This window comes from Paraglaciecola sp. (genome assembly GCF_030730205.1).
Classification (GTDB): domain Bacteria; phylum Pseudomonadota; class Gammaproteobacteria; order Enterobacterales; family Alteromonadaceae; genus Paraglaciecola.
On the sequence record NZ_JANQVQ010000288.1, the window covers coordinates 60,301 to 71,770 of the forward strand.

The following is an 11,470-nucleotide window of genomic DNA, read 5'->3' on the forward strand; positions in this document are numbered from 1 at the left end:
AACCTAATCGGTAGTTTGGCGCTTCTTTGGTAATGCTTACATCATGCACATGGGACTCGCCCATACCCGCAGCGGTGACTTTTACAAACATCGGCTTGGTGCGCAGTTCGTCAATAGTCGCAGAGCCCGTTAAGCCCATGGCTGAACGTAAACCGCCCATTTGCTGATGAATAATAGTCGCAATCGGGCCTTTATAAGCCACACGACCTTCAATGCCTTCAGGGACTAATTTTTCAGCATTTTTACTGTCTTGGAAGTAACGGTCTGAAGAACCATTGTTTTGATTCATGGCCCCTAACGAGCCCATACCACGATAAGACTTATAGTAACGGCCTTGGTAAAGTTCTACTTCACCGGGCGCTTCTTCCGTACCGGCTAACATACTGCCTACCATCACAGAACTCGCTCCAGCGACGATAGCTTTAGCGATATCACCTGAGAATCGAATGCCGCCATCAGCGATTACCGGAATACCCGTCCCTTTTAATGCTTCGACGGCATCAGATACTGCGGTGATTTGTGGTACACCACAACCTGTTACTATGCGAGTAGTACAAATCGAGCCGGGGCCGATCCCCACTTTTACCGCATCCACACCTGCATCTGCTAACGCTTTAGCGCCTTCGCCTGTTGCGACGTTACCGGCAATAAGCTGAACATCTGGATAAGCATCCCGTACCTTCCTAACGCGGTCAATTACACCCTGTGAATGACCGTGTGAAGTATCAATCAAAAGCACATCAACCCCCGCCTCAACTAACAGGGCGATACGTTCATCTGTGCCCGGGCCAACACTCACCGCAGCGCCCACGCGTAGGCGGCCACGCTCATCTTTACAAGCATTGGGTTTACTTTCGGCTTTTTGGAAATCTTTTACGGTAATCATGCCCGTTAATTTAAAGGCATCATCCACGACCAGAATTTTTTCAATGCGGTGTTCGTGCATTAACTCAAGCACTAATTCTGACTTAGCCCCTTCTTTGACGGTAACTAAGTCTTTTTTCTGAGTCATGACGCTACTGATAGGCTGGTCGAAACGTTTTTCGAAACGTAAATCTCGACCAGTCACAATACCAATGAGGTTATTGTCTTCATCCACTACCGGAAAGCCAGAAAATCCATGCTGTAGTCCTAAGGCGTTCACTTCTCCTATTGTGGCAGTATGTAGCACGGTAACCGGATCAGAGATCACGCCGCTTTCGTATTTTTTAACAATACGAACGTGCTCAGCTTGTTGTTCTGGAGTCATATTTTTATGAATAAAACCCATACCACCTTCTTGCGCCAAAGCAATAGCTAAACGCGCTTCGGATACAGTATCCATAGCAGCAGAAACAAGGGGAATATTTAAGCTTACACCACGAGTTAATTGAGTCTTCAATTCTGCGGTATGAGGGAGGACAGTAGAGTGCCCGGGTACGATCAAAACGTCGTCAAACGTTAGGGCTTCTTTGGCGATCCGTAACATGCAATTTTCACCTTTAAAGGGGGTTTTAATTGCGGCGCGATTCTAGCGGAATTAAGCCATAAGGTAAACTAGCAAACTACTTTTTCTGCTGATTAAACCCAATATTTGCGGTTAAACCCACCTTGTAAAAATTACACGACAGCGAAACCGTTACAATTGGCCCCTTTGTTCGACGCATAAATTTCGTTCGATTTGTTTATTTTTTATCTAAAACAGCGCTTTTTTGCCTGAAATACGTGCAATGTAAACTTGGCATACGCTCTGCAATAGGCTCTGCAACTGTTTTGAATAAACCAGTTCTTTTTAATAAATACAGGAGTTTTACCATGAAAAAGATCTTATCACTTTCGGCACTTTCTTTAGCGTTTTTAGGCCTATCTGGCGCAGCTCAAGCTGAAATGGATGCACCAGGCATTTATGTAGGTGCAGGTTACGGCCAATACTCTATTCAATTTGAAGACCGCGAAAATGACATTGATTTTGATGATGACTCAGCGGTACTAAAAGGCTACATCGGCGCGCAATTTAATCGCTACATTAGCCTTGAGTTAGCCTACCAAAATTTTGATGAAGCTAACGACATAGACAACAACGCCGAAATTGATGGTTTGTCACTTGCCGCGATTGCGTCATTACCACTAACTGAAAACCTTTCAATCTTTGCTAAAGGCGGGTGGTTTGAATGGGACGCTGATGTAAGTGCAGATATTCCGGCAGTAGGCACGGTGACGTCTTCACAGGATGGAGGAGACATTTTTTACGGCGCAGGCTTGCAATATTCGTTTACTAAAAACATCCAAGCCCGTATCGAATATGAGCGTTTTGAACTAGAAGATGACATTGATCCTGATTTAGACGTGGCATCGGTGTCAATTCAATACATGTTCTAACTTTTACTATGACAACACCAAGGGGCACCAAGCGGTGCTCCTTTTTTTTTGCATTGGAGAAACAATCATAAAGCATAATTTTGAGGTGGTATGCCTCTTTATTAGCAGGTAGACTTTTAGCATGATTTTTCAAGCCAGTGATGCCTGATGCCCCACCCTCAATCTGCCACTCGCGCAGTGCTTACTGTTAGTAAACTAAACCGCTTAGCCAAAAATGTGCTAGAAACCGAAATTGGACAAATTTGGTTGTCGGCAGAAATTTCTAATTTTGTCGCAGCAAGCTCAGGGCATTGGTATTTCACCTTAAAAGATGAACGAGCGCAGATAAAAGCCGCCATGTTTAAAGGCGCCAATCAACGTGTTAGTCAACGCCCTAAAGAAGGCGACAAAATTTTAGTACGTGCCAATATCAGTTTATATGAGCCACGTGGAGACTATCAGCTAATCGTTGATTTCATGGAGCCTGAGGGTGAAGGTCAGCTCAAACAACAATTTGACCAATTAAAAATCAAATTGGCCGCCGAGGGATTATTTGCGCACCAGCATAAACAAGCCTTACCAGAAGCCATTTCAAAAGTGGGGGTGATAACGTCTGCCACTGGCGCAGCTTTGCACGACATTCTTACGGTACTTAAGCGACGTAACCCCGCCATCGAGGTGGTAATTTATCCTACCCAAGTGCAAGGAGAGGCGGCGGTGACTCAAATCTGCCATGCCATTCAAATAGCGAATAGGCGCAAGGAAGTGCAGGTGTTGATTGTAGGCCGCGGCGGTGGCTCACTCGAAGACTTATGGTGCTTTAACCATGAAAGTGTTGCCCGTGCGATTTTCAACTCGACGGTTCCCATTGTCAGTGCGGTCGGGCATGAAGTGGATGTGAGCATAGCCGATTTTGTCGCTGACTTGCGTGCTCCTACCCCCTCTGCAGCCGCTGAATTAGTCAGCCGCGATCAAAGCGCTTTAGTACTCGCGATTAATACCCTGCAGCAACAATTAAGCAAACGTTTTCGTGCTAGGTTAAACGAGCTAGGCTACGAGCAAACCTTGATGTTGCAACGATTGCAGCGTAATCATCCACAAAAACAACTTGAGCAAAAATTTCAAGCGGTGGATCAATTGAGCCAGCGCTTAGAAAAAAATATGGTCGCGCGTGTTGCCACAGAAAAGGTCAAACAACAAAATCTAAGCCAGCGTTTAAGCCTGAATAATCCGCAAAAAGGGGTAGCTCAGCGGCTCAAATCAGTCAATGAGTTTGAGCAACGCTTGCTGAATCAATGGCGTAAGCTGCTTGAAAATAAACATCAACGATTAGCCAATGCGGGGCAACTGTTAGATACCGTTAGTCCACTTGCTACGCTCGCGAGGGGTTACAGTATTAACTTTAAACAGCAAAAGATTGTGAAAAGTGTCAGGCAGTTAAATCAAGGCGATAAACTCACTACTCGTTTTGTTGATGGTGAGGTGAACAGCGAAATTTTAAGCATAAAGCCAAATAAGTAAACGCAACGAAGGGCATGACTCTGCGGCGATACTCGGTTAAAGTAAGTCAGTAAGGCTACCGTTGAACTACAAAAGGCAAGTCCGTTTAAACATGAAACGCAAGTGGTTTACCCATTATGTATTGATAACAGTGCTTCTGCTAAGCCAGTGGTTGACTGTGTCTGCGATGGCGTGCCCACTCGATGTCAACACCAGTTCATCAACGAGTATGACGGCGGAGTCCCCCGACATGCCCTGTCATGAAATGCCTCAAAGCACTGCAAAAAATCAAAATCACTCTGAGGCAGACGATGAATGCTGTGCATCAGATTGCCACTGCCCAAGTAGTGCCTGCTTCACTGTATTGTTACTCAATTGTGCTCATCACAAGGCCCGCAAAATGAGTAACACCCTACTTGAGCATTATCAATTTTCTAGCCTAACTACCTTTATTCAGCAACAGCAAAAACCCCCTCAATCGATTTAACTCACCCTAGATCTATCTAATTTTTAAGGGCCTTTTCGTCCTCATAATTAAACCAAACTTCCAGGGGCACCATTATTTTTGGGTGCGCTGGTGAGAAAGAGAATCGACCATGTTTTACTCTACCAATTTACCTATCGCAGCTAGTTTTTTTTGCAAGGTTTGTTATTTAAGTTTTTTAGTACTGCCCTATACCGCTAATGCGGCTGAGCTGAGCTTGTCGCAAGTCCAGCAACTTGCTATAGAAAATGATCCGTGGCTGGCTGGAAATCGTTTGCAAGAACAAGCACTCATCGCAAGCAGTGATGCTGCTGCAACCTTGCCCGACCCGCTTATCTCTGTTGGCCTGGCTAATTTACCCACTGACACCTTTCGATTTAATCAAGAGCCCATGACCCAATTCAAAGTTGGGCTGAGCCAACAGTTGTCCCGTGGTGACAGCCTTAGCCTTAAAAGACAGCAAATGCGTCAACAGGCTGCGCAACACCCCTATTTACGCCAAGACAGACAGGCCAAAATTAAGGTGATGGTAGCAGAGTTGTGGTTAACGATGGTCAGTACCCAGCAACGCATCAAGATCATTGAACAAAGTCGACCTTTGTTTTTGCAACTCGTTGAAATCGTCGAAGCCCATTATTCGTCAGCTCAAGGCAGCACGCGTCAACAAGATATTGTCAACGCACAACTTGAACTGGCACGTTTAGAGGACAGACTGAGTGCTTCAATAGCCGATAGAGCAACCAACCTAGCCAAACTTAGCCAATGGCTGTATACAGGGGTGCAATTAAACAGCCAGTGGATTGATATGGATATGCCCGACTACAACCGGGCATGGCCAAGCCTACCAACCCTTGAACCAGCTATTGAACACCTGTTGAGGCAACAAGATCGCAGTGCATTGGCTCAACGTTTAGCCCAACATCCTGCAATATTGGCAATCGAGCAACAAATTAAGGTATCACGCAGTGCCATTCAAATTGCCCAGCAACAATATCAACCTCAATGGGCCGTTAACGCCAGTTATGCCTTGCGGGATAATGACCCCCTAGGAAATGACCGCGCTGACTTTTTTTCGATTGGTGTGAGTGTGGATATCCCTTTTTTTACTGCCCAAAAACAAGATAAGGCGCTGCTCGCTTCGCGCCTGCAAGCTGAGTCAGTAAAAACCGATAAATTACTCGCGCTGCGTTCTTTGCTAGCGCAATTGCAGAGTACTTGGCAAACTTTCGACAGTATCAACCAACGTATCGAACACTATGAAACCAAGATCCTACCGCAAATGGCAGAACAGTCTGAAGCCGCTTTAACGGCCTATACCACTGATGATGGTAATTTCAGTGATGTTATGCGCGCCAACATTGCCCAGCTCAATACCGAACTTGAATTAATTCAACTACACACTGCCCATGCATTAAGCCTAGTGCAACTCGATTACTATTTTAATGATGCAGCAGCCTCGACTGACCGCATAAACAACGCCCAAAACAGAGGTGAACAACCATGAAGATCATCAATACCGGCATCGGTGGCATCGTGGTGGGTAGTGCACTGACTTTCACTATGTTGCAATGGTCATCAGAGCCAAGTCCAGCAGACACCCATGAGCAACAGCCCTTATATTGGGTAGCGCCGATGGATGCGAATTATCGGCGGGATAAACCTGGCAAGTCGCCTATGGGCATGGAGCTCGTGCCGGTGTTTGCTGAGCAGCAGAAAAACGCCGATGAAGGTATCGTCAAAATCAAACCCCATGTCGTCAATAATTTAGGGCTTCGAAGCGCCAAAGTTAGCCGTGAACGTTTAGATCTCAGTATCGAAACTGTCGGATATGTGCAATACAACGAAGATTCGTTGGTGCATATTCATCCGCGGATTGAAGGATGGGTAGATAAACTGTATGTCACCACAACGGGCCAGCAGGTAAGCAAAGACGAGGCGCTGTATGCGCTTTACTCGCCACAATTAGTGAATGCGCAAGAAGAGTTTTTACTGGCACAAAAACGCCAAAACACCAGTCTAATAGAAGCCTCAACCGCCCGACTGTTAGCCTTGCAAATGCCGTTAAAAAGTATTGAAAAACTGGCTAAAACTAACCAAGTGCAGCAAACGGTAATTTTTACTGCTCCGCAATCTGGAGTAGTAGATAACCTAAATATTCGTGAGGGATTTTACGTTAAACCAGGCACCACCTTATTGTCGATTGGTGCCTTAGACGAAGTATGGGTAGAAGCTGAAATTTTTGAGCGCCAAGCGGCAATGGTAAAAGCAGATTTAAGTGCCACCATGACCCTTGGCTTTTTGCCCGGAGAATCATGGCATGGAAAACTGGATTATATCTATCCCACTCTCGATCCCTTAACCCGCACCGTAAGAGTAAGATTGAGGTTCGACAACCCGCAGCGCAAGCTTAAACCTAACATGTTTGCACAGATTAGTATTCAAGCTCTATCTCAAACGCCTACTTTAGTTGTGCCCCGTGAAGCTGTGATACGCACAGGTAAACAAGACCGCGTAGTATTAGCCTTAGGTGATGGCCAATTTAAGTCTGTTGCCGTGCAACTTGGTATGCTCAGTCACGACAAAGCACAAATACTAACTGGACTTGCAGAGGGCGATACCATCGTCACCTCAGCGCAATTTCTACTTGATTCAGAAAGCAGCATTAGCTCTGACTTTAAACGTATGGAGCATAAAGAGCATGTGTTCCATCAACCAGTCATGGCTGACATGGCGATGGCTGACAACATGAACCCCGATGTACCCAGTGCGATGGTTAATGGCACTATTGTGAATATTGATAGTGAAGGCCGTATTTTAACGATCGCCAGAGACGCTATTGAAAAATGGCAGCGCCCCGCTACCACCATGGATTTTACCTTAGCCGACCACCTCAGCATTAATGACTTAGCACCTCAACAACGTATCCATTTTACCTTTGAAATACACCAAAATGCTGAGCAAGAAAGTGAATTTATTATCGTACAGCTGATGATCATTGATGAGGGTGACAGCTTATGATTGAGCGTATTATTCATTGGTCGGTGACCAACCGTATTTTTGTTTTACTGTGCACCGTGATAATGATTGGTGCCGGACTCTTCGCCATTAAAAATACGCCAATAGACGCCATTCCAGATTTATCTGATGTGCAGGTCATCATTAAAACCTCCTACCCCGGGCAATCCCCACAAGTAGTAGAAGACCAAGTCACTTACCCCCTAACCAGCGCTATGTTATCCGTACCTGGTGCCAGTACAGTGAGGGGGTTTTCGTTTTTTGGCGACTCGTATGTTTATGTGATTTTTGATGACAAAACCGATGCGTATTGGGCTAGAAGCCGTGTATTGGAGTATTTGTCACAAGTATCTGGCACCTTACCCGATGCCGCCAAACCGCAAATAGGCCCTGATGCAACTGGCGTAGGCTGGGTGTATTTATACGCTTTGGTTGATCGCACCGGCCAGCACGATTTAAGTCAGCTTCGGGCCATTCAAGATTGGTTTTTAAAATTTGAATTGCAAACCGTACCGGGGGTTTCTGAAGTGGCAAGCCTAGGCGGTATGGTCAAGCAATATCAAGTCACGGTTGACCCAAATAAATTGCGAGCCTACAACATACCGCTTAGCCATATTCAACGGGCGATCACTCAAGGTAATCACATCGTCGGCGCCTCAGTAATTGAAATGGCTGAAGCTGAGTACATGGTTGTTACCAATGGCTACATTGAAAACCTAGAAGACTTAGCCGCGATTCCTTTGGGTCTCAATGCACAAGGCACCCCCTTACAGTTACGTGACGTAGCCGATATTCACTTAGGCCCACAAATGCGCCGCGGGATCGCTGAACTCAATGGTGAAGGAGAAGTGGCCAGTGGCATTATTGTCATGCGTTCTGGCGGCAATGCTCAGCAAACAATTGAAGGGGTAAAGGCAAAATTAAAGCGTTTACAAGCCAGCTTGCCCAAAGGTGTTGAGGTGGTTACTGTTTATGATCGCTCCGAACTGATTAGCAGTGCGGTTAATAATTTATGGTCAAAACTGGCGGAAGAATTATTGATAGTGGCCTTAGTATGTGCGGCTTTTTTATTTCATTTACGCTCATCCTTAGTTGCTGTCATCAGTTTACCCCTTGGCATACTCATGGCCTTTGTGATCATGTATTGGCAAGGTATCAACGCCAATATTATGTCTTTGGGCGGTATTGCGATTGCCATTGGCGCCATGACCGATGGTGCCATTGTATTGATTGAAAATATGCATAAACACATTGAGCGTACGCCGCTGACACCTGAAAATCGCTGGCATATTGTGGCTAAATCTGCCAGTGAAGTCGGCCCTGCGCTATTTTTTAGCTTACTGATCATTACCGTAAGCTTTTTACCTGTGTTTATTCTTGAAGCCCAAGAGGGCAAGATGTTTGCCCCGCTGGCCTATACCAAAACCTTTGCGATGGCCGCCTCAGCAGGTTTAGCTGTTACCCTTATTCCAGTGTTAATGGGTTACTTTATTCGCGGCAAAATACTAAGCGAAAAACGCAACCCACTTAACCGCGTATTAGTCGCTTTATACCTGCCTCTGCTGCATAAGGTATTAGCTTATCCAAAAACGACACTCATGGTTTTTGTACTTGTGGCGATGGTTGGCTTTTACCCCTTGACTAAATTAGGCACCGAATTTATTCCACCTTTGGATGAAGGTGACTTGATGTACATGCCTACTACTTACGCAGGACTGTCGGTGGGTGAGGCGCGGCAAATATTACAACAAACCGACAAGTTAATTTATACCGTCCCAGAGGTTTTAACGGTATTTGGCAAAATTGGCAGAGCTGACACAGCGACCGATCCGGCGCCGCTGACCATGATTGAAACCTTTATTCAATTTAAACCTAAAAATCAATGGCGAACCGGTTTAACCACCGAGCAATTGAGGGACGAACTCAACCAAGTTGTGCAATTTCCAGGTTTAAGCAATGCTTGGGTCATGCCCATTAAAACCCGCATTGATATGCTCGCGACTGGGATTAAAACCCCTGTTGGCATTAAGGTAGCTGGTGGCGATCTAAATGTCATTCAAGGCATCGGACAAAAAATAGAAAAGATATTGGGCGCCTTGCCTGGCACGGCCTCTGTTTATGCAGAAAGAGTAGCAGGAGGACGCTATATCAAAGTCGATATTAACCGTGATTTAGCCGCTCGTTACGCGTTAAATATTGCCGATGTGCAACAAGTTGTCGCCACCGCTATTGGTGGTTTGAACGTCAGTCAGTCGGTTGAGGGCTTAGAGCGTTATCCTATTAATCTGCGCTACCCGCAAGATTATCGAGATAGTCCCGAACAGTTGGCACTCCTGCCTATTGTCACCCCATCGGGCCAGCATATCGCACTGGCTGACGTGGCTAAGGTGTACATAGAAGATGGCGCGCCTGGCATAAAAAGTGAAAATGCTCGGATCAATGGCTGGATCTATATCGACCTCGATGCCAATACAGACATTGGTGGCTATGTCGACCGTGCAACTCAAGCCTTAGCCAACTCGTTAACGTTACCTGTTGGTTATAGCTTAAGCTGGGCAGGTCAATACGAATATATGCAAAGAGCCAAACAAAAGCTGGCTTATGTCGTGCCTCTTACCTTAGCCATTATTATAATTTTATTGTATTTGAGCTTTCGTCGTTTGGCTGAAGTGGCGATGATCATGCTCACTCTGCCCTTTGCCCTGATTGGCGGTTTGTGGCTAGTTTATCTGCTGAATTTTAATTTATCAGTGGCAGTCGGCGTCGGTTTTATTGCGCTGGCGGGTGTGGCTATTGAGATTGGGGTTTTGATGGTGGTGTACCTCAATCAGTCTTATCAGCAAATACAGTCGGCTTCGCCTGATAGCGCCTCACCATTAAATAACAAGCAACTGATCCAAGCGATTGAGCAAGGTGCAGGGATGCGCATCAGACCGATAGTGATGACTGTGGCCACTGTTATATTAGGTTTACTGCCTGTGATGGTGGGCTCTGGTACGGGCTCAGAAATTATGAGCCGCATCGCTGCGCCCATGGTAGGCGGTATGTTCAGCGCTTTACTGTTGTCACTCATTTTAGTCCCCGTCGTTTATATGCTTTGGCAGCAATTTTTAACAAAAAGTACTAAAAATAAGCAACCCAACACTTAGATATCTAGATGGCTAAATGTTAGAGTTTTTCCTTCAATGGGCGCACTGATGTTAACGGGAGTAAATGTCAGTGCCAACTTTCACACAAGGGAACGAACATGAAACTTGAGTCACTCGCATTACATCACGGCTACGAATCAGAGGCGACAACCAAAGCGGCCGCGGTGCCTATTTATCAAACCACCTCTTATACCTTTGACAATACCCAGCACGGCGCTGATTTATTTGACTTAAAAGTCGCTGGAAATATTTACACTCGTATTATGAACCCAACCACCAACGTGTTAGAGCAGCGCCTAGCGGCAATTGAAGGTGGTATTGGCGCTTTGGCAGTAGCCTCAGGCATGGCTGCAATTACTTATGCCATTCAGGCGCTCACTCAAGTAGGCGATAACATCGTCAGTACCAGCCAATTATATGGCGGAACGTACAATTTATTTGCGCATACTCTGCCACGTCAAGGCGTTGAAGTACGCATGGCTGCCTTTGACGATTTTGCCGGTTTAGAGGCTCTGATTGATGACAACACCAAAGCGCTTTTTTGTGAATCTATCGGTAATCCAGCAGGGAATATTGTTGATTTACAAGCCTTAGCGGACATTGCCCATAAACATGGCGTGCCATTAATCGTAGATAACACCGTAGCGACGCCAGTTTTATGTCGGGCTTTTGACCACGGCGCTGATATTGTGATCCACTCGTTAACTAAATATATCGGCGGCCATGGCACCACCATTGGTGGAGTGATCATTGACTCGGGTAAATTTGATTGGGTAGCCAATAAAAAACGTTTTGCGCTGCTGAACGAACCTGACCCATCGTATCACGGCGTTGTGTATACCGAGGCGTTTGGCCCTGCCGCCTTTATTGGCCGTTGCCGCGTAGTGCCCCTGCGAAACACCGGTGCTGCCCTTGCGCCGCAAAGTGCGTTTTTGCTACTACAAGGTTTAGAAACCCTAAGCTTAAGAATGGAGCGCCATTGCAG

The 11,470-nt window shown here is 45.9% G+C and carries 8 protein-coding genes; 7 read left to right on the forward strand and 1 reads right to left on the reverse strand.

Annotation, left to right across the window (positions count from 1 at the left end):
* Positions 1–1,468: IMP dehydrogenase (guaB, locus tag NWQ57_RS18445; RefSeq protein ID WP_306023640.1), on the reverse strand; the 1,468-nt coding region annotated here is incomplete at its 3' end.
* 326 nt (positions 1,469–1,794) lie between these two features.
* Between guaB and NWQ57_RS18450 the strand changes: the two genes are divergently transcribed.
* The 7 genes from NWQ57_RS18450 to NWQ57_RS18480 form a co-directional block, all read left to right on the forward strand.
* Positions 1,795–2,358, forward strand: coding sequence for an outer membrane beta-barrel protein (locus NWQ57_RS18450; RefSeq protein WP_306023641.1), 564 nt, complete (start codon positions 1,795–1,797; stop codon positions 2,356–2,358).
* 147 nt (positions 2,359–2,505) lie between these two features.
* Positions 2,506–3,858 carry an exodeoxyribonuclease VII large subunit gene (gene xseA, locus NWQ57_RS18455; protein ID WP_306023642.1) on the forward strand — a complete coding sequence of 451 codons (1,353 nt, stop codon included), beginning with the start codon at positions 2,506–2,508 and terminating at the stop codon, positions 3,856–3,858.
* A 91-nt stretch (positions 3,859–3,949) separates the two neighbouring features.
* The gene (locus tag NWQ57_RS18460) at positions 3,950–4,324 is read left to right on the forward strand and encodes a hypothetical protein (protein ID WP_306023643.1); all 375 of its coding nucleotides are present in this window, start codon (positions 3,950–3,952) and stop codon (positions 4,322–4,324) included.
* 109 nt (positions 4,325–4,433) lie between these two features.
* Positions 4,434–5,825, forward strand: a complete 1,392-nt coding sequence (locus NWQ57_RS18465; protein WP_306023644.1) for a TolC family protein — start codon at positions 4,434–4,436, stop codon at positions 5,823–5,825.
* The gene (locus NWQ57_RS18470; protein ID WP_306023645.1) at positions 5,822–7,339 is read left to right on the forward strand and encodes an efflux RND transporter periplasmic adaptor subunit; all 1,518 of its coding nucleotides are present in this window, start codon (positions 5,822–5,824) and stop codon (positions 7,337–7,339) included. Before NWQ57_RS18465 ends, NWQ57_RS18470 begins: the two co-directional genes overlap by 4 nt.
* A complete protein-coding gene (locus tag NWQ57_RS18475; protein ID WP_306023646.1) occupies positions 7,336–10,485 on the forward strand; it encodes an efflux RND transporter permease subunit in 3,150 nt (1,049 codons plus the stop codon). The genes NWQ57_RS18470 and NWQ57_RS18475 overlap by 4 nt, the downstream gene beginning before the upstream one ends.
* A gap of 98 nt (positions 10,486–10,583) precedes the next feature.
* Positions 10,584–11,470: O-acetylhomoserine aminocarboxypropyltransferase/cysteine synthase family protein (locus tag NWQ57_RS18480; protein WP_306023647.1), on the forward strand; the 887-nt coding region annotated here is incomplete at its 3' end.

Bases quoted from the DNA above. Each gene is read 5' to 3' on its own strand.
- NWQ57_RS18450 (WP_306023641.1), top strand. From the start codon at position 1,795: ATGAAAAAGATCTTATCACTTTCGGCACTTTCTTTAGCGTTTTTAGGC.
- xseA (WP_306023642.1), top strand. From the start codon at position 2,506: ATGCCCCACCCTCAATCTGCCACTCGCGCAGTGCTTACTGTTAGTAAA.
- NWQ57_RS18460 (WP_306023643.1), top strand. From the start codon at position 3,950: ATGAAACGCAAGTGGTTTACCCATTATGTATTGATAACAGTGCTTCTG.
- NWQ57_RS18465 (WP_306023644.1), top strand. From the start codon at position 4,434: ATGTTTTACTCTACCAATTTACCTATCGCAGCTAGTTTTTTTTGCAAG.
- NWQ57_RS18470 (WP_306023645.1), top strand. From the start codon at position 5,822: ATGAAGATCATCAATACCGGCATCGGTGGCATCGTGGTGGGTAGTGCA.
- NWQ57_RS18475 (WP_306023646.1), top strand. From the start codon at position 7,336: ATGATTGAGCGTATTATTCATTGGTCGGTGACCAACCGTATTTTTGTT.